At 66.9% G+C, this 22438-nt stretch carries 19 protein-coding genes; 12 read left to right on the top strand and 7 right to left on the bottom strand.

Going from position 1 to position 22438, the window contains the following annotated elements; genetic code table 11:
• Nucleotides 1-88: 88 nt before the first annotated feature.
• Nucleotides 89-445 (top strand): hypothetical protein, encoded by a 357-nt coding sequence (locus LT974_RS02470; RefSeq protein WP_232589077.1) that lies wholly within the window; start codon nucleotides 89-91, stop codon nucleotides 443-445.
• A 460-nt stretch (nucleotides 446-905) separates the two neighbouring features.
• On the opposite strand, the gene LT974_RS02465 is transcribed toward LT974_RS02470, so the two are convergent.
• On the bottom strand, nucleotides 906-1223 hold the full coding sequence (locus tag LT974_RS02465; RefSeq protein WP_232589075.1) for a winged helix-turn-helix domain-containing protein: 318 nt from the start codon (nucleotides 1221-1223) through the stop codon (nucleotides 906-908).
• Nucleotides 1224-1356: 133 nt separating this feature from the next.
• Between LT974_RS02465 and LT974_RS02460 the strand changes: the two genes are divergently transcribed.
• On the top strand, nucleotides 1357-1638 hold the full coding sequence (locus tag LT974_RS02460) for a hypothetical protein (protein ID WP_232589074.1): 282 nt from the start codon (nucleotides 1357-1359) through the stop codon (nucleotides 1636-1638).
• On the opposite strand, the gene gatB is transcribed toward LT974_RS02460, so the two are convergent.
• Nucleotides 1635-3110: an Asp-tRNA(Asn)/Glu-tRNA(Gln) amidotransferase subunit GatB gene (gatB, locus tag LT974_RS02455; RefSeq protein ID WP_232589073.1), complete on the bottom strand. Its 1476-nt coding sequence runs from the start codon at nucleotides 3108-3110 to the stop codon at nucleotides 1635-1637. The genes LT974_RS02460 and gatB overlap by 4 nt on opposite strands.
• 131 nt (nucleotides 3111-3241) lie before the next feature.
• Here gatB and LT974_RS02450 point away from each other — a divergent pair, with 131 nt between their 5' ends.
• The 3 genes from LT974_RS02450 to LT974_RS02440 are packed head-to-tail and all read left to right on the top strand — an operon-like array spanning nucleotide 3242 to nucleotide 8168.
• Nucleotides 3242-3529 carry a DUF7518 family protein gene (locus LT974_RS02450; RefSeq protein ID WP_232589072.1) on the top strand — a complete coding sequence of 96 codons (288 nt, stop codon included), beginning with the start codon at nucleotides 3242-3244 and terminating at the stop codon, nucleotides 3527-3529.
• Between the two features lie 18 nt (nucleotides 3530-3547).
• Nucleotides 3548-7120, top strand: coding sequence for a chromosome segregation protein SMC (gene smc / locus LT974_RS02445; protein ID WP_232589071.1), 3573 nt, complete (start codon nucleotides 3548-3550; stop codon nucleotides 7118-7120).
• Nucleotides 7113-8168 carry a segregation and condensation protein A gene (locus tag LT974_RS02440; RefSeq protein WP_232589070.1) on the top strand — a complete coding sequence of 352 codons (1056 nt, stop codon included), beginning with the start codon at nucleotides 7113-7115 and terminating at the stop codon, nucleotides 8166-8168. Before smc ends, LT974_RS02440 begins: the two co-directional genes overlap by 8 nt.
• Here LT974_RS02440 and LT974_RS02435 read toward each other — a convergent pair.
• From LT974_RS02435 to LT974_RS02425, 3 genes are all read right to left on the bottom strand, one after another.
• Nucleotides 8165-8872, bottom strand: a complete 708-nt coding sequence (locus LT974_RS02435) for a DUF7504 family protein (RefSeq protein WP_232589069.1) — start codon at nucleotides 8870-8872, stop codon at nucleotides 8165-8167. The two genes, LT974_RS02440 and LT974_RS02435, sit on opposite strands and share 4 nt — an antisense overlap.
• Nucleotides 8873-8960: 88 nt before the next feature.
• Nucleotides 8961-9815: an S-methyl-5'-thioadenosine phosphorylase gene (gene mtnP, locus LT974_RS02430; RefSeq protein WP_232589068.1), complete on the bottom strand. Its 855-nt coding sequence runs from the start codon at nucleotides 9813-9815 to the stop codon at nucleotides 8961-8963.
• Nucleotides 9816-10066: 251 nt separating this feature from the next.
• A complete protein-coding gene (locus LT974_RS02425; protein ID WP_232589067.1) occupies nucleotides 10067-10768 on the bottom strand; it encodes a phosphoribosyltransferase in 702 nt (233 codons plus the stop codon).
• Between the two features lie 129 nt (nucleotides 10769-10897).
• Here LT974_RS02425 and LT974_RS02420 point away from each other — a divergent pair, with 129 nt between their 5' ends.
• Nucleotides 10898-12277: an alpha/beta hydrolase gene (locus LT974_RS02420; protein ID WP_232589066.1), complete on the top strand. Its 1380-nt coding sequence runs from the start codon at nucleotides 10898-10900 to the stop codon at nucleotides 12275-12277.
• 403 nt (nucleotides 12278-12680) lie between these two features.
• On the top strand, nucleotides 12681-13598 hold the full coding sequence (locus LT974_RS02415; RefSeq protein ID WP_232589065.1) for a PhzF family phenazine biosynthesis protein: 918 nt from the start codon (nucleotides 12681-12683) through the stop codon (nucleotides 13596-13598).
• Here the strand turns inward: LT974_RS02415 and LT974_RS02410 are convergent.
• Nucleotides 13595-14032, bottom strand: coding sequence for a hypothetical protein (locus LT974_RS02410; protein WP_232589064.1), 438 nt, complete (start codon nucleotides 14030-14032; stop codon nucleotides 13595-13597). The genes LT974_RS02415 and LT974_RS02410 overlap by 4 nt on opposite strands.
• Before the next feature lie 174 nt (nucleotides 14033-14206).
• Between LT974_RS02410 and ppsA the strand changes: the two genes are divergently transcribed.
• From ppsA to metG, 5 genes are all read left to right on the top strand, one after another.
• Nucleotides 14207-16456 (top strand): pyruvate, water dikinase, encoded by a 2250-nt coding sequence (gene ppsA, locus LT974_RS02405; protein ID WP_232589063.1) that lies wholly within the window; start codon nucleotides 14207-14209, stop codon nucleotides 16454-16456.
• Between the two features lie 85 nt (nucleotides 16457-16541).
• Nucleotides 16542-17780, top strand: a complete 1239-nt coding sequence (locus tag LT974_RS02400) for a M48 family metallopeptidase (RefSeq protein ID WP_232589062.1) — start codon at nucleotides 16542-16544, stop codon at nucleotides 17778-17780.
• 45 nt (nucleotides 17781-17825) lie between these two features.
• Complete coding sequence (mfnA, locus tag LT974_RS02395; RefSeq protein ID WP_232589061.1) at nucleotides 17826-18896, top strand: tyrosine decarboxylase MfnA; 1071 nt, start codon at nucleotides 17826-17828, stop codon at nucleotides 18894-18896.
• Between the two features lie 26 nt (nucleotides 18897-18922).
• Nucleotides 18923-19495 carry a VTT domain-containing protein gene (locus LT974_RS02390; protein WP_232589060.1) on the top strand — a complete coding sequence of 191 codons (573 nt, stop codon included), beginning with the start codon at nucleotides 18923-18925 and terminating at the stop codon, nucleotides 19493-19495.
• A 135-nt stretch (nucleotides 19496-19630) separates the two neighbouring features.
• Complete coding sequence (gene metG / locus LT974_RS02385; RefSeq protein WP_232589058.1) at nucleotides 19631-21730, top strand: methionine--tRNA ligase; 2100 nt, start codon at nucleotides 19631-19633, stop codon at nucleotides 21728-21730.
• 356 nt (nucleotides 21731-22086) lie between these two features.
• Here the strand turns inward: metG and LT974_RS02380 are convergent, their stop codons facing one another.
• Entirely contained in the window at nucleotides 22087-22374 is a 288-nt protein-coding gene (locus LT974_RS02380; protein WP_232589056.1) for a GYD domain-containing protein, read from the bottom strand.
• Nucleotides 22375-22438 lie beyond the last annotated feature (64 nt).

Below are 22438 nucleotides of genomic sequence, written 5' to 3'. Positions count from 1 at the left end.
GCGCGCTCGCGCCTGCCCACGAGTGCGGGTACTCGCGCGGCGTGCGAGCACGCGCAACGACTAACCCCGCCGCCGTTCGAGTAGCGGCATGGTCCAACGACGCGTGAACCGCTGGGTCGGCGCGTTCCTCCTGGTCGTCGGCGTCGGCGGCTTCGTACTGATGTTCCCGCCGTCGCTGCTGCTCGGCGTCCAGATGGCGTTGCTCGCGGCCGCCGGCGCGCTGTTCGTCGCGGCCGGCGTGACGGACCGCGTGCGCTGGTCGCTGCTCGCGGGCGTCGGGAATATCGCGCTCGGTGCCTCGCTGGTCGTCTCCGGCATCACGACGCTCGACGGCGCCGAGACCAGCGATTACGTCTACGCCGCGCTCGTCGTTGTCGGCGGCCTCACGCTCGCAGCAATCGGCGTGCTCTACGTCATCGAGCACGAGAGTTTCGACACCGCGTAACTACGCCCGGCAGAACATCCCTTTCGACGCTGGCCGCGTCTCCTCGAATCCCCACTCCTCGTAGAAGCCGTCCACGTCGGTGGTGTTCAGATAAGGATTGGTCTGACTGCAGCTTCAGCCGGCGAATCAGCCGGTTCCCTGGTGGTCGCCGGGAGAGCAACGCTCTCCCGAGGCCTCGGAAATCGGAGATTTCCGGCGGATTGAAAGGGCGAGGTGGTCTCGACGAACCCCGGCGAAGTAAGCACGTGAGCGACCAACGGGAGCGAACGCGCGCAGCGAGCCGCGGGAGTCGAGACTGCCGAGGGCTTTCAAAAGGCAACGTCGTCTCCGCTACTTTCGTCTGCTTATCTGAACACTGCCTCCACGTCCGCCATCAGGTTCACGTTCGCGGAGTTCGTACGCCATACCGGGAGTGGCGACAGCGAGAAGAAAGCCGTGTCGGTGCCGACAGCGCGCGTCGCTACTCCACTTGTTCCAGTAAATCCCACTCCAGTTGTGCCAGGTCCTCCGCCGCGTCGCTCTCTCGATTTATCTGATACATCGTGCTGTTCCCGACTGTTCGCGTTTCCATCACGACGTCGTAGGCGAGCAGGTCGTCGATGTGGTCGTAGAACGTACTGCGGTCGATGCCAGCGAGCCGAGCGACTTCCGTCGCGTTGAGGTCACGTTCCGGCTCTCCGAGGAGCGCAGTGAGGATCCGGACTTTCGCGTGCCCACCGAGCACGTCAGTGAGGACGGTTTCCGACGCGGCAGCTTCTACGGGTTCGGACTGGGCCATCGTTACCAGCCTGTTCGGGTTGGCTGTTGATAATAGTGTTGCAATAATAAATTCCACAACCACTCATAAAACTATAGGCTGTAGTATTTTTCCAACAGTTATTTGGGCTGACGCGGGCGAGTGAGGGCCATCGATGGCCGATGACGAAGCGATTCGAGTCAAGGTGGTGAAGAAACTAGCGCGGAAGAAGGTCGTCGGTAACCACAAAAAGCAGGTAGAGACAGTCAAGAACTGGTTTGCCACCGACGAGCAGGGGAGAGCCGAAGAGCTGATACGAGAGATGATTCGGGAACCAGACGCGCCACTCCAGGGCTACGGCGGCAGTCGAGACAACGTCCGCCTAACGAGTATCAGCGACGCCAAAGCGTACATCCGAGAGCACGGTGGCGACCTCCCGTGGGGCTTACGGGACTAATCTAACTGCTCGCGCAGCAGTTCGTTCACCTGGCCGGGGTCGGCGCTCCCGCCGGTCTTCTGCATCACCTGGCCGACGAGGAAGTTCAGCGCGCCCCCCTCGCCCGCGTCGTAGTCCTCGACGGCGTCGGGGTTCTCGTCGATTGCTTCCGCGACCGCCGCCTCGACCTCGCCGCCCGTGGTCTTCCCGAGATTCTCGGCTTCCACGACCTCGTCGGGCTCGCGGCCCTCGTCGAGCATCTCCCGCAGCACGACCTCGTCGGCGTTCTTCGCGGTAATCTCGTCCTCGGCGACGAGTTCCACGAGGCGCGCGAACTCGTCGATGCGGTCGGCGATGTCGCCGACCTCCATGCCGCGGTAGTTGAGTTCGCCGAGCACGTTGTCCGCGACCCACGTCGCCGCCAGCCCGGGCTCGTACTCCTCGGCGAGTTCCTCGAAGAGGTCTGCGACGGCCTTCCGCGACGTGAGCTTCGAGGCGGTCTCCGCGCCGAGGTCGTACTCCTCGCGAAACCGCTCGCGGCGCGCGTCCGGCAGTTCCGGAATCGGAATCTGCTCCTTCCAGTCCGAAACTTCGAGCGGCGGGATGTCCGCCTCCCGGAAGTAGCGGTAGTCTTTCTCCTCCTCCTTCGAGCGCATCGACACCGTGATGCCGCGGGACTCGTCCCAGTGGCGGGTCTCCTGTTCGACCTCGCGGCCGCGCTGAATCTGGTTGCGCTGGCGCGTAATCTCGTAGGAGAGCGCCTTCTGTGCGCCCTTGTGACTGGAGATGTTCTTCACTTCGGTGCGGTTCGCGGCTTCGAGGTCCTCGTCGCTGATGCCGCCTGCCAGTTTCTCGGCGTCGACCATCGAGATGTTGGCGTCCACGCGCAGGCTGCCGTCGCGCTCCGCGTCGAAGATGCCCAGATACTCGAGGACGTCCGTGAGCTTCGCCAGGAACGCGCGCGCCTCGTCGGCGCTCCGGAAGTCCGGCCGCGTGACGATTTCCATCAGCGGCGTGCCCGCGCGGTTGTAGTCCACGAGCGTGTAGTCGGCGGTGTCGATGCTGCCGCCGACGTGCTGGAGGCTCCCCGGGTCCTCTTCGAGGTGCGCGCGCTCGATGCCGATTCCGCGGCGGTCGTCCTCGACGGTCACCACGAGTTCGCCGTCCTGACAGATGGGGGCGTCGTACTGCGTAATCTGGAACCCCTTCGGGAGGTCGGGATAGAAGTAGTTCTTCCGGTGGAAGCGTGTGCGCTCGGGGATGTCCGCGTCGATGGCCTTCCCGAGTTTGACGGCGGCCTCGACGGCCCCCTCGTTCAGCACGGGGAGCGCGCCCGGCAGCCCGAGACACACCGGACACGTGTGCGTGTTCGGCTCCGCGTCGCCGGTGTCGGTCGAACACCCACAGAAGATTTTGGTGTCCGTTTCCAGTTGCACGTGGACCTCCAGGCCGATGACCGCGGCGAGGTCCTGCGTGGCGGCCTGCGTACTCATTACGCCACGATTCGAGGGGTGGCCGCTTAGGACTAACGAAGGGGCCACGCGGCCGGCCCCGCGCCACTAATCAAAATTGTCTGACGCTCGTCCGACCTATACTTATCCGTCTCGCGTCCCGTTCAGGACGTATGACTGACGACACCGACGTCGAGGAACTCGAACAGCGCGTCGAAGAACTGGAGGCGACCGTCCGCGGCCTCACCGAGGAACTCGTGGACGCCAGCGAGCGCATCCGCACGCTGGAAGCCGAACTCGACCGCACGCCGAGCACGGAGGAACTCCGCGAATCCCGCGAGGGCGGCGTCATCGAGCCCGACAACGACCCCGACACCGGGGCAGACGAAGCGACTAAACCTGTGGACGGCGAGGCTGACGACAACGAGGAGTCGGGCCTCGACGACATCATCGTCGCGTAGGCCGCTCCCCTCCCCAGCATGTACATCGACGAAATCGTCCTCCAGAACTTCAAGAGCTTCGCCGGGACGACGCGCATCCCGTTCTACGAGGACTTCACGACGGTTAGCGGGCCGAACGGCTCCGGGAAGTCGAACATCATCGACGCGGTGTTGTTCGCGCTCGGGCTCGCGCGCACCTCTGGGATGCGCGCGGAGAAGCTCACGGACCTCATCTACAACCCCAGCCACGAGGGCGACGACGCGACCGCCGGTCCGAAGGAGGCCAGCGTCGAGGTCGTGCTGAACAACGGCGACGGGACGCTCTCGCGCTCGCAGGTGGAGGCCGCCGCGGGCTCGGAGAAGGTCGGCGACGTGGACACCATCACCGTCAAGCGTCGCGTGAAGCGCACGGACGACAACTACTACTCCTACTACTACCTGAACGGCCGCTCGGTGAACCTCTCGGACATCCGCGACCTGCTCGCGCAGGCGGGCGTCGCGCCCGAGGGGTACAACGTCGTGATGCAGGGCGACGTCACGGGCATCATCAACATGACGCCGGGCGAGCGCCGCGAAATCGTCGACGAAATCGCGGGCGTCGCGGAGTTCGACGCGAAGAAGGAGGACGCCTACGCGGAACTGGAGGTCGTCGAGGAGCGCATCAACGAGGCGGACCTGCGCATCGACGAGAAGCGCGAGCGCCTCGAACAGCTCGAAGACGAGCGCGAGACGGCGCTCGAGTACCAGGGCCTCCGCGACGAAAAACAGGAGTACGAGAGCTACGCGAAGGCCGCCGAGCTCGAAGAGAAGCACGACGACCTCGACGCCACGCGCACGGACATCACGGAGCGCGAGGACGAACTCGACGAACTCCAAGAAGAGTTGGACGAGCGCCGCGGCGTCGTCCTCCGCTTGGAGGAAGACCTCGAAGACCTGAACGCGGAAATCGAGCGGAAGGGCGAGGACGAGCAGCTCGCCATCAAGCGCGAGATGGAGGAAGTCAAAGGCGACATCTCGCGGCTCGAAGACAAGGTCGAGGCCGCCGAGGAGCGCATCGAGGCCGCGGAGAACGAGCGCCGGCAGGCGTTCGTCGAAATCGACCGCAAGCAGGAGCAAATCGACGAGCTGGAAGGCGACATCAAGGACCTGAAAGTCGAGAAGGCGTCCGTGAAGGCGGACATCCAGCAGCGCGAGTCCGACCTCGCGGACGTCGAAGCGGAAATCGAGTCCGTGGACACGGCGTTCGACGAACTCAAAGCCGAACTCGCCGAGAAGAAAGAGCAGTTGGAGGACGCCAAGAGCGAGCGCAACGACCTCCAGCGCGAGCAGGACCGCCTGCTGGACGAGGCCAAGCGCCGCTCGGAGGCCGTCGACGAGGCCAAATCCGACCTCGAAGCGGCCCGCGAGCGCCTGCCGGAACTGGACGCGGTGCTCGACGACCTCGAGGACGAACTCGCGAAGGCGAAGCGCAACCGCGAGCAAATCGTGGAGGTCGTCGAGGACCTCAAGCAGGAGAAACGCGAGCGCCAGGACGACCTCGAAGACGTCGAGGACGACCTCTCCGCGGCACAGGAGGAGTACGCGCGCCTCGAAGCGCAGGCCGACCAGTCCGGGGATAGCTCGTACGGGAAGGCCGTCACGACGATTCTGAACAGCGACGTGGAGGGCGTTCACGGCACGGTCGGACAGCTCGGTGGCGTGAGCGAACAGTACGCGACTGCCTGTGAGACGGCGGCGGGCGGCCGCCTCGCGAACGTCGTCGTGGACGACGACGGCACGGGCCAGCGCTGCATCGAGTACCTCAAGCAGCGCAACGCCGGCCGCGCGACGATGCTCCCCATCACGAAGATGCGCCACCGCTCGCTCCCGAGCACGCCCGACATGCCGGGCGTGGTGGATTTCGCGTACAACCTCGTGGACTTCGACGAGCAGTACGAGCCCATCTTCTCGTACGTGCTCGGGGACACGCTCGTCGTGGAGAACATGGAGACCGCCCGCGACCTGATGGGCGACTTCCGGCTGGTGACGCTCTCGGGCGAACTCGTGGAGAAGTCCGGCGCGATGACTGGCGGGTCGCGGTCGGGCTCGAGGTACTCGTTCTCGAAGTCCGGCAAAGGCCAACTCGAACGGGTCGCCGAGCGCATCCAGCGCCTCGAAGACGAGCGCGCCGAGATTCGGGAGGACGTCCGGGAAATCGACGACCGCTTGGAGGACGCCCGCGACCGCCGGCAGGACGCCACCGACCAGGTGCGCTCGCTCCAGAACGACGTGGAGGACGCCGAGAGCGAGCGCGAGGACGTCGAGGGCGAAATCGACGACTTGGAAGCGAAAATCGAGGAGTTGCAGGGCGAACGCGAGGACGTCGACGAGGAGATGCAGGAAATCGAGGCCGACATCGCCGCGAAGCAGGACGAACTCGCGGCCTTAGAGGACGACATCGCCGAGTTGGAGAGCGAGCTCGCGGACTCGAAGATTCCCGAACTCGCCTCGCAGAAGGAGGACATCGAGGCGGACATCGCGGACCTCGAGTCGCGCGTAGACGACCTCGACGGCGAACTGAACAGCCTCCAATTGGAGAAGGAGTACGCCGAGGACGCCGTCGAGGACCTCCACGACGACATCGAGGAGGCACAGAACGAGAAGGCCGAACAGGAGGAACGCATCGGCGACCTCCGCGAGCAAATCGAGGCCGAACGGGAGACGCTCGCCGAGAAGGAGGACGCCGTCGCCGAGTTGGAGGCGGAACTCGCGGACCTCAAGAGCGAGCGCGAGGACCTCAAAGACGACCTCAAGGAGGCGAAGGCAGCCCGCGACGAGCAGGCCAGCGAGGTCGAGAAGGTCGAGAACCGCCTGGAGAGCCTGCGCCGGGCGGAGTCGCGGCTCGCCGAGGAAATCGACGACCTCGAAGAGGCCGTCGGCGACTACGACCCCGAGAAGATTCCGGACCTCGACGACGTCGAGGAGAACGTCGCGCGCCTCGAACGCCAGATGGAAGCCCTCGAACCGGTGAACATGAAGGCCATCGAGGAGTACGACGACGTCGAAGCCGACCTCGACGACCTCGAGGACAAGCGCGAGACGCTCGTGGAGGAGCGCGACGGCATCCAGGACCGCATCGACCAGTACGACGAGCAGAAGAAGTCGACGTTCATGGACGCCTTCGACGCCATCAACGACCAGTTCCAGCGCATCTTCTCGCGACTCTCCGCGGGCACGGGCGAACTCGAACTGGAGAACCCCGAGGACCCCTTCGAGGGCGGGCTGACGATGAAGGCCCAGCCCGCGGACAAGCCCGTCCAGCGTCTCGACGCGATGAGCGGCGGGGAGAAGTCCCTGACCGCCCTCGCGTTCATCTTCGGCATCCAGCGGCACAACCCCGCGCCGTTCTACGCGCTCGACGAGGTGGACGCGTTCCTCGACGCCGTCAACGCCGACCGCGTCGGCGAACTGGTCGACGAACTCGCCGGGGACGCGCAGTTCGTCGTCGTCAGCCACCGCTCGGCGATGCTCGACCGCTCCGAGCGCGCAATCGGCGTCACGATGCAGGAGGACAACCGCAGCATCGTCACGGGTATCGACCTCTCCGCGCCGGGGGCGACAGCGAATGACTAGGGAGTCGCGAAGCGACTCCGAACAGTCGAGCGGCGAGGGAGCGAAGCGAACCGAGCCGCGAGACGGTGAATCAGGAGACGACGTCCCGCTGGACATCACGGGCCACGAGGACCGGAAGGCCGAGCGGGAGTCCAGCGACGCGGAGCCCGACGGCGGGCTGACGACCGCGGACGCGCCCGGAGACGACACCGACGACACGCCCGACAGCGCCGCGGAACTCATCGCGCAGTCGCCGGCCGAACCCGAGGCGAACCCCGACGACGAGGTCGAGCCCGTCGAGTTGCTCGTGCAGCTCGCGAAGAACGGCGAAATCGAGCCGTGGGACATCGACATCGTCGCGGTGACGGACAAATTCCTCGAGGCGCTCGACGAGGCCGACCTGCGGACGTCCGGGCGCGCGCTGTTCTACGCGAGCGTCCTCCTGCGGATGAAGAGCGACGTGATGCTCGACGACGGCGACGACGAACCCGAGGAGGAAGAAGTCGAGCGGCCGCCGTGGGAGTCTCCGCCCGCCGAGGCGGACGCGGACGGCCGCCCGGCCTACGACCCCGTGGACGCGCTCGAGTCCGAGATGGACCGCCGGCTGGAGCGCAAGCACGCCCGCGGCAACCCGGAGACGCTGGACGAGCTCGTGCGCGACCTCCGGGAGGCCGAGCGCGGATCGTGGTGGAAGGAGTCGAGGGAGTACGACACCAGCGACTCCCCGAAGGGGTTCCGGCGCGGCGTCCAGGAGTTGGATTATCACTCCGGGGACGAGTTCCGGATGGACGACGAGCCGACCGCCGAGGAGGCGCTCGGGAACGCCCACGAGGAGGACATCGAGGCGACCATCGTCGACGTCCGCACGGTGTTGGACGAGAAGTACGGCGGCGGCCGCACGGAAGTCCTCTACGAGGAAGTCGCGGACGCCGGCGAGTCGCGCGTGCAGACGTTCCTCGCGTTACTCTTTCTGGCGCACCGCGGCGCGGTCACGCTCGAACAGGACGACCTGTTCGGCGACCTCTGGGTCTGCGAGAACGCGGAGACCGAAACGCCAACGCCGACCTAGAACGCGAACCAGTCGGTAACGCGGCCCGAGTCGTGGAGCCGCCAGCGCTGACGGACGGTTCCTCCTTCGCCAGTTTCGACGGACAGCGTCGCGTCGAACAGCGGCTCGACCGTCGCGAGGAGGTCGTCGTCGGCGCTCGCGGAGACGTGGAAGTGACCCATGCCGTCGACGCTGCGGACGGAGCTCGTGAGGAGGTGAAGGAAGCGGAACAGCCGCTCCTCGGAGATATCCCCGGAGTGCACGGCGTCGAAGAACGGGTCGAGGCCGTCCACGCAGAACCGGAGCTCGCTGGGATTGTCCGCGGTCGCGGCGACGCGATCGAAGGCGTCGGTGACGGCAGTAGTGAGCGCCACGAAGTTGGTGGGGTCGTCGACGCGCTCGTACCACTCGCCGAGCGGCGTCGGCAACTCGCTCGTGCTGGGGGCTGCGGCGGCCGCCGAGCGCGCGCCCGTGGCGGGCGTGGCGTCCACGACGCCGAGCGTCGAGGGGTCGGTGCGGCGCGGGCTGTGGCGGTCCAGCACCGTCGAAACGTCCGACGACGTTTCGAGGAAGACGTGGCGGCGGTCGAGTTCGGGGGCACCGAGCAAACGCTCGCAGGCGGCGTCGCGGCCCGCAGCGTCGCTGACGACGAGGACGTTGCAGCCGTCCCGCTTCAGCGCCGCGAGCTCGGTCGAGAACGCTTCGGCGTCCGCGTGCTCCCCCATAGTCGACCTAACAAACGCACGAATAGTATTTACATTTTTGGTCCGCAGCCGCGAATCTTACCGCGTTACCCGCCTCAGCGCGCCGGCCTCAGAGGTAGTCGCCGACGAGCGCGTCGACGCGCTCGCGGGTCTCCTCGGGGATGGCTTCAGTAGGGGTGTTGACGGTGCCGTCGAGGGCGTGCCCGCAGTCGCAGTCGCGCTCCTCGGGCAGCGTCTCGATGGCGTGCTCGACCGTGCGCTTGATGGCCTCCTCGTTGGCCGCGGCGTTCTCCAGCACCTCTTCGAGCGTGACCTCGCTGTCCGCCTTCCAGACGTCGTAGTCGGTGACGCCCGCGACCGTGGCGTAACACATCTCGGCTTCCCGCGCGAGCTTGGCCTCCGGGATGGCGGTCATGCCGACGAGGTCCCAGCCCCGCGCCTTGTAGAACTCCGACTCCGCGCGCGTCGAGTACTGCGGACCCTCGATGCAGACGTACGTGCCGCCGTCTTGTGTTTTCGCGTCGGTCGCTTCCTCCGCGGACTCGTGGAGGTGTTCGACCATGTGTGGACAGTACGGGTCCGCGAACGGCTGGTGGACGACGATGCCGTCCCCGAAGAACGTGGCGTCACGGTGTTTCGTACGGTCGAAAATCTGGTCCGGGACGACCAGCGTCTGCGGCGGCAGCTCCTCCGTGAGGCTGCCGACGGCGTTCGACGCGAGGATGCGCTCGACGCCGAGCTGCTTGAGCGCGTAGATGTTCGCCTTGTACGGGAGGTTCGTCGGCGAGCGCTGGTGGTCGGGGCCGTGGCGCGGCAGGAACGCGACTTCCGTACCCGTGTCGCCGAACTCGCCGACGGTGACGGGCGCGCTCGGGTCGCCGTACGGCGTCGTCACGTCCTCCTCGCGGACGTCGCTCAGCGGGAGCGCTTCGTAGATGCCGGAACCGCCGATGAAACCGATCATGTCCCGGAGATGTGCCGGCAGCGCCGTAAAGGACTCGGGTCGGAGTTGCCCCGGACTCCGTCAGGTGAACGGGTTCAGCCGACGCGACGACCGATAGCCCTGGCGGTCGCCGAGAGAGCGAAGCTCGCTCGAGGCCTCGGAAATCTCCGATTTCCGGCGGATTGAAAGGGCGAGGACCGCTCGCGCTTGCTTGGTCGTCTCGCTGGCCACTATCCGCGACCACCGGGAACGGATATGCCAGCGAGAACAGGCTAGGCGTCGACGCGGAGCTTCCACTCCTCGGGGCCGGCCTTCACGAGCACGTCGCGGCGCACCATCTCCTCGAGCACTTCGTCGAGTCGGTCGGGCTGGGCGATTTCCATCTCGATGCGCTCGACGTCGTGGTACGTCGCGAGGAGGTTCTGGATGCCCTCGTACGTGTAGGGGCCGTCGCCGTCCTTCTCCATGACGCCCGAGATGAGGTCTATCATGTCCTCGATGAAGTTCCAGGGGTAGACGACCCACGCCCACTCGTCGAGGTACTCGCCGACGTAGTCGGGGTCGTGCTCGCTGGTACCGAGCAGTTGGAGGGTAGCGGTGCGGATCTCGTTGGCGTCCCGGTCGGCGACGTACTCGTGGGCGCGCTCGATGGAGCCGCCGGTGTCGGCGATGTCGTCGATGATGAGAACGTCCTTGTCCTCGACGGAGCCCTCCGGCATCGGGTATCGGACTTCGGGCTCGTCGGCCTTCTCGGCGGTGCCGACGTAGTGCTCCATCTTGAGGCTGGTCAGGTCGTCGAGCCCGAGGAAGTCACAGAGACACCGGCCCGCGAACCAGCCGCCGCGGGCGAGCGCGACCACGACGTCGGGCTCGAACTCGGAGGTTTTGACGTCGTCGCTGACGTCGCGGCAGAGACCGTAGATGTACTCCCAGTTGGTGATAGTACACTTGAACTCGTCCGGGAGGTCGCTCATTACGTATTGGCCCTCGGGCACCTCGCTACTTAACGGTTTACAGGTGCGCTCGGCCGCCTGAACGTGTCAGCGAGTCAGTCAGCGAGAACGCGGGAAAGGTTGAAGCCGCGCGTGGCTGAACCCGAAAACGTGATACCGCCCTCCAACGACACGCCGACCGACCCCCGTCGCCGTCGGGTCCTCCAGTCCGCGGCCGCAGTCGCGCTCGCCGGCCTCGCGGGCTGTTCGGGCGGCGACGGCGACGGAGCCACGACCGCGCCGACCCAGACGACGGCGGAGTCGACCACGACCACGCCGACGACCGTCAGCGACGCCGCCCAGCGCGAGAAAGCAATCGAGTTCGTGCAGATACTGGCGGCCGGCGAGTACGAGACGGCGTTCGGGATGCTCTCCGAGAACATTCGGAGCCAGTACTCCGCCACCCGGTTGGAGACCGACTGGACGGAGACGACCGCGGACTACGGCCGCTTCGAGGGAATCTCGGGGACGACCCGGGAGCCGACGGGCGGCTACGACGTGCTCGTCGTGCAGGCGCAGTTCGAGGCGGGCGTGCTCGGCGTGCAGTTGGCCTTCGAGCAGGCATCCATCGAGGGACTGCAGTTCGTGCCGCTCCAGGGGGCGTACTCGCCGCCCACGTACGCCGACGAGTCCGCATTCGAGGAGCGCGAACTGGCGCTGTCGTCGCCGGCCTGCGACCTCGACGCGACGCTGACGGTGCCAACCGACGGCGCGGACACCGGCGTCGTGCTCGTCCACGGTTCGGGGCCGAACGACCGCGACGAGACCATCGGCCCGAACAAGCCCTTCAAGGACCTCGCGTGGGGGCTGGCGACCGAGGGCGTCGCCGTACTGCGATACGACAAGCGCACGTACGCCTGCGACGTGGCGACCGGCGACCTCGGGTTCGACGCGCTCGTGGCCGACGACGCACTGACCGCGCTCGACCGCTTGCGCGCGGAGACCGACGTGGGCAGTTCCGCGGTCGTCGGGCACAGCCTCGGCGGGTACGCAGCACCCCGCATCGCCGAGCGGGACGGCAACGCGGCCGCGCTCCTGCTCGCCGCGCCGTCACGCCCGCTGTACGAACTCGTCCCCGACCAACTGCGCTACCTCGCGAACCTCGACGACACGGTGACCGACGCCGAACGCTCGCGCATCGAGGACGCGGAGTCGACCGCCGAACGACTCGCGAACGGGAACTACGAGAGCGGCGGCCTCGCGTGGAGCGCGGCGTTCTGGCGCGCGGTCGCGGAGTACGACCCGGTGGCGACCGCGACGGAATTGGACAGCGAGGTGTACGCGCTACAGGGCGGCCGCGACTACCAGGTGAGCCCGACCGCGGACTTCCCCGCGTGGCAGGACGCGCTCGGCGAGAGCCACACGGCGCTGTACGACGACCTGAACCACCTGTTCGTAGCCGGCGTGGGCGACCCGAACCCGAACGAGTACTTCGAGCCCGGGAACGTCGCCGAGGCGGTCGTGACGGACCTCGTAAAGTGGATGGGTTAGAGGATAGAAAGTACCCACTAGCGCTTAGAAGGGAAGCGTTTCTGAATTCACCCAGTGAAATTCTTTGTGTGGGGGGAAAGCTTTACTATGTGACAGGCAAAAGGTAGAAATGGAAAGGGGTGGCTAATGCAACAAGATTAAATTGCCGGCGATGCCGACCCAAGATCGGCTCAGCCGGCACGCAAGCACAGGCAGACAAATGTCTACTGCGGGCAGTAGTTAAAAACCGCACAATAATAGCGGTTTCGGAGGAGGTTACAGAAGAACGTTAGAACGATTGAAGACCCCCCCACAATCCTCCCGCTACTGCCAAAATCCACTTACAGCTGAACCCTAAAGGGCGTCACTTCTTTTGAAACCTCCCGACGACAGTTCTATTAGATAATCAGCTCTTCCAACTAGTATGCCGACCAAAATGGGAGCGCGAGCGCTTCTCGTGGACGCGTTCACCGACGAGCCGTGCGCGGGGAACGCGGCTGGCGTGGTGCCGGATGCCGACGAGTTGACCGACGGCCAGATGCAGGCCATCGCCGCCGAACTCGGCGCGAGCGAGACGGCGTTCGTCCGCGAGAGTGGCGACGCCGACCGCCGGATTCGGTACTTCACGCCGACGACCGAGGTCGACCTCTGCGGGCACGCGACCATCGCGACGCACGCGCACCTGTTCGCGGACGGCGCCATCGAGGCAGGCGAGCACACGCTTGAGACGAACGTCGGCGTGCTCGATATCGAAGTCGAGGACGACGGGACGGTGTGGATGACGCAGAATCCGCGCGAGATTCGGGAAGTGGACGTGACCTACGAGCGCGTCGCGGCTGCGACGGGGCTGGACGAGGAAGCACTACGAGGCGCCAGCGACGACCTGCCGCTGGCGGTGGCTTCGACGGGGCTGCCGTTCCTCGTCGCGCCCGTGACGTACCTCTCGGACCTTGGCGACGCCAGTCCGAACTTCGACGCAGTCGAGGCGCTCGCCGACGAGGTGGGCGCGGCCGGCGTGTACGCGTTCTCGTTCGATGCGCTGGCCGGCGAGTCGACGCTCCACGGGCGTGCGTGGGTGCCGGGCGCGGGCGTCGACGAGGACCCCGTGACTGGAACGGCGAGCGGCGCGACGGGGGCGTACCTCGAACACTACGCGGCGTTCGGCGGCGATGTCGCCGACGAGATGGGCTTCGAGCAAGGGCACTTCGTCGACCGGCCGGGCCGCGTCCGAGTGCGGGTGCAGGATGGCGGCGCGCCGAAAGTCGGCGGGACGGCCGTCGAGACGCTCGACGGGAAGCTACAGGTGCCGCCGGCCGAGACCGACGACATCCTCGAAGCCTAGTCCTTCGAGTTCGGCGCGTCGCCGAAGTCGAACGCGTCGTCCTCCTTGAGTTTGCGGAGTTCGCGGTTCACCGACTGGAGGTCGTTCTGCATGTCCGCGAGCCGGTCGTCGAGCACGCTCACGATGTCGCTTTTCACGCGCTGGGTGTCGAAGGTGTCCGAGAGCGCGTCCTCGTTGGCGGCGGTGAGCGTCTTGTACAGCGACCACGCCTTCCCGAAGCGGTAGACGAGCAGGCCCGCGACGGCGAGCGCGATGCCGGGCGCGGCGGCCGTCAGCGCTTGCCCCGTCGCCGAGGAGTCCGCCGAGAGGATGTCCCACGCTTCGAGCCCGCCGAGCGCGACGCCGCCGCCGACCAGCGCGAGGCCGACGACCGCGAACGCGGACGTGAACAGGAAGTACTTGCCGGCGTGAACGGCTGCGCGTTTCGCGTCCATGCCCGAGTGGTGACGAGCCGCTGGCTAAAATCCTCCGCTGGCGGCTGCGACGAGAGCGCACCGGTGGCGACCGGGCTGCGAACGGACAATCAGTACTCGGAACCGAGTTTGCAATTATTGCGTATGAGGGGTTCGCAACCTTCTTATGAGCAGTTCTGGTGTATCTACCTGTCAATGGCTGTTCGATGGCTGGAAGACGTACGGGCCGACGACATCGACAGTGTCGGCGGCAAGGGCGCGTCGCTCGGCGAACTCACGGACGCCGGGCTCCCCGTCCCCCCGGGGTTCGTCGTGACCGCGGGGACGTACCGCACGTTCATCGAGGACGCGAACATCGACGACGAGCTGTTCGACGCGGTCGAAGTCGACCCCGAGGACTCCAGCGCGCTCGCCGACGCCGAAGCGGCCGCGAAAGACCTCATCCTAAACACCGAACTCCCCGAACACATCCGGGAGGACATCCTGTCGTCGTACGACGATTTGGACGACGGGAACGCGTCGGTCGCCGTGCGCTCGTCGGCGACCGCCGAGGACCTCCCGGACGCGAGCTTCGCGGGCCAGCAGGAGACGTTCCTCAACATCACCCGCGAGGACCTCATCGACCGCGTGAAGCGCTGCTGGGCGTCGCTGTTCACGCAGCGCGCCATCTACTACCGCGAGGAGCAGGGCTTCGACCACCGCAAGGTCGACATCGCGGTGGTCGTCCAGAAGATGGTCGACGCCGAGAAGTCCGGCGTGATGTTCACGAGCCACCCCTCGACGGGCGCTCACAAGGCCATCATCGAGGCCGCGTGGGGGCTCGGCGAGGCCGTCGTCTCCGGCTCGGTCTCCCCGGACAACTACCACGTCGACCGCGACACGAACACCGTCGAGGCGGTCTCGGTCGCCGACAAGAAGGTGATGTGCGTCCGCGACCCCGACACCGGCGAGACCGTCGAACGCGAGGTCCCCGCGGAGAAGCGCGAGCAGCGCGTGCTCTCCGACGAGGAGATTCTGGACCTCGTCACCATCGGCGAGCGCGTCGAGGACCACTACGGCGAACCACAGGACGTCGAGTGGGCGATGACTGACGGCGACATCTACATGCTGCAGTCCCGCCCGATCACGACCATCGACGAGGACACCGAGATGACCGAAAACGGCGACACCGGCGAGGAACTCGTGAACGGCCTCGGCGCGAGCCCGGGCATCGCGTCCGGCCCGGCTCGCGTCGTCACCAAGCTCGACCAGCTCGACAAGGTCGGCGAGGGCGACATCATCGTCACCGAGATGACGACCCCGGACATGGTGCCGGCGATGAAGCGCGGCGCTGGCATCGTCACCGACGAGGGCGGCATGACCAGCCACGCTGCCATCGTCTCCCGCGAACTGGGCTGTCCCGCGGTCGTCGGCGCGACGAACGCCACGGACGTGCTCCACGACGACCAAATCGTCACGCTCGACGGGGACCGCGGCACCATCACCGAGGGCCGCACCGAGTCGGAGTCCGAGCGCAAGCCAATCGAGGAAGCGCGCCCGACGACGCCCGTGAAGCCGATGACCGCGACCGAGGTGAAGGTCAACGTCTCGATTCCGGAGGCCGCCGAGCGGGCCGCCGCGACCGGGGCCGACGGCGTCGGCTTGCTCCGCACGGAGCACATGATTCTCTCCACGAACAAGACGCCCGAGCGCTACATCGCCGACCACGGCGAGGACGCCTACGTGGACGAACTCGTCTCCGGCGTGCGCACGGTCGCCGAGGAGTTCTACCCGCGCCCCGTCCGCGTCCGCACCCTCGACGCGCCGACCGACGAATTCCGGCAACTGGAGGGCGGCAGCGACGAACCCCACGAACACAACCCGATGCTGGGCTACCGCGGCATCCGCCGCAGCCTCGACCGTCCCGAGGTGTTCAAACACGAACTGGAGGCGTTCAAGGAACTGTACGAGATGGGGTACGACAACGTCGAAATCATGTTCCCGCTCGTGAACGACGCCGACGACGTCCGGCAGGCCCGCGAGCTCATGACCGAGGTCGGCCTCGACACCGAGAAACGCACGTGGGGGGCGATGATCGAAACGCCCGCGGCCGCGCTCTCCGTCGGCGAGCTTGCCGGCGAGGGCATCGACTTCGCGTCGTTCGGCACGAACGACCTCACCCAGTACACGCTCGCGGTCGACCGGAACAACGGCAACGTCGCCGACCGCTTCGACGAACTCCACCCCGCCGTCCTGGACCTCATCGAGGGAGCTATCGAGACGTGCCGCGAGCACGACGTCGCCACCAGCATCTGCGGGCAGGCCGGCTCGAAGCCCGAGATGGTGAACTTCCTCGTGGAGACCGGCATCTCCTCGATTTCCGCGAACATCGACGCCGTCCGCGACGTCCAACACGAGGTCAAGCGCGTCGAACAGCGGCTCATCCTCGACTCCGCCCGAGACTAACCGCTCGTCCCGCCCCGCCTCACCTTCCTCCGGTCCGCTCGTCGACACGACAGACGTTTTCACCGCCGCGTTCCTATCTCGACGCATGCTCGCGTACCACGCCGTCTTCGTGCTGTTGGTCGCCGGGTCGACCGGCTTCTTCGTCGCGCTCGCCGCGCTGAACGTCCGGCACGCCGACCGCGCGGTCCGTGAGCGCACCGAGTGGCTGGCCGACACCGTCGGCGTCGACGACCCCGAGGAGCTACTGGACTACCATCGGCTGACGACCGCCGCCAGCCAACTGCAGAGCGTCGTCGTGCTCGGCGTCGTCCTGCTCGTGCTCTACACTGGCCTGTTCGGCGACGCCGTCGCCGCCGTCCACGAGACAATCGGGAACGACCTGCTCGCCGGCGTCGCGGTGTTCGTCGGCGCGGCGCTCGCGATGCAGGCGCTCCGCGTGCCGTTCGACGCCTTCGAGACGTTCGCCGTCGAGGACGCGTTCGACTTCAACGAGCAGTCTCCGAAACTGTTCGTCCGCGACAAACTCGTCAGCACCGCCTTCGCCGTCGTCCTCGTCGCCGCGCTCGGCGCTGCCGTGCTGTTCGTCGTCGAGGCGTTCCCCGAGTGGTGGTGGCTCGCTGCCACCGGCGTCGTCGGCGTCTTCCTGCTCGCCACCCAGATTATCGTCCCGCGCGTGTTCCTGCCGCTGTTCTACGACTTCGAGCCGGTCGAAGATTCGAGTCTGCGCGACGCCGTCGACGACGTCTTCGAGCGCGCCGGTTTCACCTGCGACGACGTCTACGTGATGAACGCGAGCTCGCGCTCGGGCCACTCGAACGCGTTCTTCACGGGCTTCGGCGCGACCAAGCGCGTCGTCCTCTTCGACACGCTCGTCGACCAGCTCGACGAGACCGAACTCCAGAGCGTGCTCGCGCACGAACTCGCGCACTGGAAGGAGGGGCACATCTGGCAGGGGATGGCCGCCAGCGTCGTGCAGGCCGGCATCCTGCTGTTCGTCGCGCAGTTCCTCGTGGAGTCGTCGTGGCTGTACGCGATGTTCGGCGCACCCGAGGTGCCCGCCGCGGGCCTGCTGCTCGCGGCGCTGTGGGTCGAACCAGTGAGCCAGTTCGCCAGCCCGCTCTCGAACCGCCTCTGGCTCGCCAACGAGCGCGAAGCCGACGCGTTCGCCGTGGACGTGATGGACGGCGGCCAGCCGCTCGCGGGCGCGCTCGCTGCGCTCACCAGTGAGAACCTCGGCAACCCGTTCCCGCACCCGCTGTACGAGACGTTCCACTACCAGCACCCGCCCGTCCCCGAGCGCATCCGCTACCTCGCGGAAGACTGACCCGAGAGCGGAACCGCTAAATCGCTCCTTCGACTGGCAGACAGTATGCCACGCGCGGAGCCGACGCCCACCCCGCAGAACTTCGAGCGCGTGCTCTCCTCGATGTGTACGGAGCCCCACCCGGCCGCCCGCGAGGCCGCGGTGGCGTTCCTCGCCGACAATCCCGGCGACCCCGCCACCTACCCCGCCGTCGCGGACCTCGAAACCGAAGCGGTCGACACTCTCGGCGAAGTCGTCGGGCTCGACCACCCGCACGGCTACGTCGGCTCCGGCGGCACCGAGGCGAACATCCAAGCGGTTCGTGCCGCCCGCAATCTCGCCGACGGCGACGTGAACGTTGTTGCGCCCGAGAGCGCGCACTTCAGTTTCCAGAAGGCCGCCGACGTGCTCGACGTCGAACTCCGGCTCGTGCCCACGGACGACGACCACCGCGCGGACGTGGACAGCGTCCTCGACCTCGCGGACGACGACACCGCGCTCGTCGTCGGCGTCGCCGGCACGACGGAGTACGGCCGCGTCGACCCGATTCCCGCGCTCGCGGACGTCGCCGCGGACGTGGACGCGCGCCTCCACGTCGACGCCGCGTGGGGCGGGTTCGTCCTCCCGTTCACCGACCACGAGTGGAGTTTCGCGGACGCGCCCGTCGACACGATGACCATCGACCCCCACAAGATGGGGCAAGCGCCGATTCCCGCCGGCGGCTTCCTCGCGCGGGACGCCGAGACGCTGGACGCGCTCGCCATCGACACTCCCTACCTCGAATCCGACACGCAGCCGACGCTCGGCGGCACGCGCTCGGGCGCGGGCGTCGCCGGCACCCACGCCGCCCTCGACGCCCTCTGGCCGGACGGCTACCGCGACCAGTACGAGCGCTCGCAGGCCAACGCCGACTACCTCGCCGCGGAACTCGACGCCCACGGCTACGACGTCGTCGACCCCGTGCTCCCGCTGGTCGCTGCGGACCTCCCGGACGCCGAGTTCGAGGCGCTCCGCGACGAGGGCTGGCGCATCTCCCGCACGGGCACCGGCGAACTCCGCGTCGTCTGCATGCCCCACGTCACCCGCGAACTGCTCGACGACTTCCTCGCGGCGCTGTCCGGTGTCGGTAACGTTTAATCCCGCGACAGTCCTCCACACAGACAGTGCTCTCGTCCGTCCTGCTCGCGCTCTCCATCGACCTGAGCGCCGTCGAGGGAGCGGTCCGTGCCGCGACGGGCTGGCCGGGACTCGGCATCATCTTCGTCTACTCGTTTCTCATCGCGTTCGTCCTCCCACTGCCCAGCGAGGTCGTGTTGTGTCCCGCGGGCTACGTCTGCGGGAGCGCCGCGACGCTCGGCCTCGGCCTCCCCGGCCCCGTACTCGTCGGAATCGTCGTCGTGGTCAGCGGCGTCGGGAAGTCCCTCGGCAGCGTCATCGCGCTCTCGGTCGGCCACGGTGCCAGCCACTCCAGCGTCGTCGTGCGCGCGCTCCGCCGGCTCGGCTTCGACCCCGTCGAGTGGTCGAAGACTCGCATGGTTGACCTCGTTCAGACGTACGGCTACTACGGGATGGCCGTCGGGCTCAGTGTGCCGTTCTTCCCGGACACCATCTCGCTGTACGCGTTCTCCGTCATCGAGAAGGACTACCGGCGGTTCGCGCTCGCGACGTTCGCCGGCAGCGTCGGCCGCCTCGCAATCACCGTCGCGCTCATCGAGGGCGTGCTGTTCGTCGCGTGACGGGCTTTCATGCGGCCGCCAGGTGGACGCGATCCCCGCTTCTCCACGAGCGCCACCCGCCAGCCACAGCCACGAAACCGGAACGTCGCGACGCAACCAGCGGGCTTTAGGCCCGCGCCGGAAGAACGAGGAACCATGACCTACGAGGACTTCCCGACCGACGAGCAGACGGTGGTCACCGCGGGGTTGCCGTACGCCAACGGCAACCTCCACATCGGCCACCTTCGGAGCTACGTGAACGCCGACGCGTTCACGCGCGGCCTCCGAAAGCTCGGCCAGGACGCCATCTACGTCTGCGGCAGCGACATGCACGGCACCCCTATCGCCGTCAACGCCGCCGAGGAAGGCGTCAGCCCCGAGGAGTTCGCGCTCCGCCACCACGAACAGTACGAACAGACGTTCCCGAAGTTCAACGTCGACTTCGACCAGTACGGCCACACCCACGACGAAACCAACACCGAGCTCACGAAGGAGTTCGTCCGCAAGTGGGAGGAGAACGGCCACGTCCACGAGAAGGAGATCAACGTCGCCTACGACCCCGAGGCCGACCAGTGGCTCCCCGACCGCTACGTCGAGGGCACGTGTCCGTACTGCGGCGAGCACGCGCGCGGCGACGAGTGCGACGAGGGCTGCCAGCGCCACCTCGAACCCGGCGAAATCGAGGGCCCCGTGTCGACGCTCACCGGCAACCCCGCGGAGTACCGCGTGCGCGACCACAAGTTCCTCCGGCTCTCGGACGTCCAGGATCACCTCCAGGGGTTCATCAACCGCCTCGAAGGCACGAGCAACGCCCAGAATCAGCCCCGCGAGTGGATCGAGGGCGAACTGGAGGACTTCTGCATCACGCGGGACATGGACTGGGGCATCGACTACCCCGGGGAGAGCGTTGCTCGGGACGAGCAACGGAACGAGAGCGGCGAAGCCGCGAACGGCTCGGACGACCTCGTGCTGTACGTCTGGGTGGACGCCCCCATCGAATACGTCTCCACGACCAAGCAGTACAGCGAGCGCACGGGCGACTTCGACTGGGAACCCGTCTGGAAGGACGGCGACGGCCACATCGTCCACGTCATCGGCCGCGACATCATCCAGCACCACACCGTCTACTGGCCGGCGATGCTGGAGGCCGCCGACTACACCGAGCCGCGCGCGGTCTGCGCGACTGGCTTCGTGAACATCGACGGCAAGGGCCTCTCGACGTCGAAGAACCGCGCCATCTGGGCCGAGGAGTACCTCGACGAGGGGTTCCACCCGGACCTGCTGCGCTACTACATGGCGACGGCCAGCGGGTTCGAGCGCGACGTGAACTTCTCGTGGGACCGCTTCGCCGAGCGCGTGAACAGCGAACTCGCGGACGTCGTCGGGAACTTCGTCTACCGCGCGCTGCTGTTCGCGACCCGGAACTTCGACGGGACGCCCGACGCCGCGGTCTCGGACGACGTGGAGACCGAAATCGCGGCCGCGATGGACGACTACGAGGACGCGCTCAACGACTACGACCTCAAGTCCGCGGGGGAGCGCGCGGTCGCGCTCGCTCGCTACGGCAACGAGTATATCCAGCGCAACGAGCCCTGGAAGCTCGACGACGAGGAGGCCGCGCCAGTCATCCGCGACTGCGTGCAGCTCGTGAAGGCCGTCGCAGTCCTGCTGCAGCCGTTCGTCCCCGAGAAGGCCGACGAAATCTGGACGCAAATCGAGGAGGACGGCTCCGTGGCGGACGCGACCATCGGCGACTGCCTGCAGGCACCGCCCGCGGAGTTCGGCGAGCCCGAGGAGCTGTTCACGAAGGTCGAGGACGAGCGCGTCGAGGAGCTCGACGAGAAGCTCCAGGAGAAAATCGAAGCCGCTAGTAGCGACGAGGAAGAGAACGAGGACGTGAGCGAAGCATCCGAGACCGAGCTCGAACCGCTCGCCGACGAGCGCGTCAGCTTCGAGGACTTCCAGGCGCTGGACCTGCGCGTCGGCGAAATCGAGGACGCGGAAGGCATCGAAGATGCCGACGACCTCGCGCGCCTCGAAGTCGACATCGGCCACGAAGTCCGCCAGATTGTCGCGGGCATCAAGCAGCTCCACGACCTCGACGAACTACCGGGCAAGCGCGTCGTCATCGTCGCGAACCTCGAGAAGGCCGAGCTGTTCGGCGTCGAGTCCAACGGCATGATTCTCGCCGCCGGCGAGGACGCCGACCTCCTCACTACGCACGAGGACAGCGAACCGGGCACCAAAATCAAGTAGCCACTTTTTCCTGCGCTCACGCGCCTTCGGCGCGTTCGCTTGCAAAAACTTGGGGAAAAAGCGCCGTCGGACCCCACTACGGGGTCCTCGACGCCCGCGCTCCCTACGGTCGCGCGGAGAATCGCGGCGCTCAGGACCTACGGACCGTTCGAGCCGCGAATACTCGTCACCTGATTACGTAGTCCGGCGTCAAGCATCCGCGATCCGAGCGGCTCGGAGAGCCCGAGGCGAGCGGTTCACCGCGCGAACGGAGTGAGCGCGGGCCGACGACCGACCATCGGGAGGGAGGAGTGCTTTTGCCGCAAGTTTTTGCCAGCTCGGCGGCCGGAGGCCGCCGAGCGCAGCAAAAAGTGCGTTTACAGATCCTCGACGACGTCGCCGAGTTTCTCGACGTCCATCGCTTCCATGGTCTGCATGTCGATGCCGTAGCGTTCGGCAGCAATAGAGGCTTGGAGCGCGGCTTCGCGGTCGGGCGCGTCGAAGACGAGGAGGACGTCGCGTTCGCCGAGGAGGATGTAGGCGTCCTGGAGGTCGCAGTCCTGGGCTTCGAGGTCGGCGCGGACGTCACCCCAGATGGCGGCGAGTTCTTGGGCGTTCTGGAACTTCCCGGTCTCGACGGTGGCGATGGCGGCGTACGTCGGCATACACGGGGGTTGTGTCGGCCGCCGAAAAGTCGCTGTGGCCGGGCTGTAACTCGGCGGCGAGTTA

Origin of the sequence: Halobacterium noricense (assembly GCF_021233435.1) — an archaeon.
GTDB classification, from domain to species: domain Archaea; phylum Halobacteriota; class Halobacteria; order Halobacteriales; family Halobacteriaceae; genus Halobacterium; species Halobacterium noricense.
The sequence above is the reverse complement of the archived record's forward strand: the minus strand, read 5'-3'. Positions and strand labels throughout refer to the sequence as shown.

Excerpts from the sequence above, each read along its gene's own strand:
- LT974_RS02435 (WP_232589069.1), bottom strand. The coding sequence starts at position 8,872 with ATGGGGGAGCACGCGGACGCCGAAGCGTTCTCGACCGAGCTCGCGGCG.
- gatB (WP_232589073.1), bottom strand. The coding sequence starts at position 3,110 with ATGAGTACGCAGGCCGCCACGCAGGACCTCGCCGCGGTCATCGGCCTG.
- smc (WP_232589071.1), top strand. The coding sequence starts at position 3,548 with ATGTACATCGACGAAATCGTCCTCCAGAACTTCAAGAGCTTCGCCGGG.
- LT974_RS02410 (WP_232589064.1), bottom strand. The coding sequence starts at position 14,032 with ATGGACGCGAAACGCGCAGCCGTTCACGCCGGCAAGTACTTCCTGTTC.
- LT974_RS02415 (WP_232589065.1), top strand. The coding sequence starts at position 12,681 with ATGCCGACCAAAATGGGAGCGCGAGCGCTTCTCGTGGACGCGTTCACC.
- LT974_RS02450 (WP_232589072.1), top strand. The coding sequence starts at position 3,242 with ATGACTGACGACACCGACGTCGAGGAACTCGAACAGCGCGTCGAAGAA.
- ppsA (WP_232589063.1), top strand. The coding sequence starts at position 14,207 with ATGGCTGTTCGATGGCTGGAAGACGTACGGGCCGACGACATCGACAGT.
- mtnP (WP_232589068.1), bottom strand. The coding sequence starts at position 9,815 with ATGATCGGTTTCATCGGCGGTTCCGGCATCTACGAAGCGCTCCCGCTG.
- LT974_RS02470 (WP_232589077.1), top strand. The coding sequence starts at position 89 with ATGGTCCAACGACGCGTGAACCGCTGGGTCGGCGCGTTCCTCCTGGTC.
- LT974_RS02425 (WP_232589067.1), bottom strand. The coding sequence starts at position 10,768 with ATGAGCGACCTCCCGGACGAGTTCAAGTGTACTATCACCAACTGGGAG.
- LT974_RS02440 (WP_232589070.1), top strand. The coding sequence starts at position 7,113 with ATGACTAGGGAGTCGCGAAGCGACTCCGAACAGTCGAGCGGCGAGGGA.
- LT974_RS02380 (WP_232589056.1), bottom strand. The coding sequence starts at position 22,374 with ATGCCGACGTACGCCGCCATCGCCACCGTCGAGACCGGGAAGTTCCAG.
- LT974_RS02400 (WP_232589062.1), top strand. The coding sequence starts at position 16,542 with ATGCTCGCGTACCACGCCGTCTTCGTGCTGTTGGTCGCCGGGTCGACC.
- metG (WP_232589058.1), top strand. The coding sequence starts at position 19,631 with ATGACCTACGAGGACTTCCCGACCGACGAGCAGACGGTGGTCACCGCG.
- LT974_RS02460 (WP_232589074.1), top strand. The coding sequence starts at position 1,357 with ATGGCCGATGACGAAGCGATTCGAGTCAAGGTGGTGAAGAAACTAGCG.
- LT974_RS02465 (WP_232589075.1), bottom strand. The coding sequence starts at position 1,223 with ATGGCCCAGTCCGAACCCGTAGAAGCTGCCGCGTCGGAAACCGTCCTC.
- mfnA (WP_232589061.1), top strand. The coding sequence starts at position 17,826 with ATGCCACGCGCGGAGCCGACGCCCACCCCGCAGAACTTCGAGCGCGTG.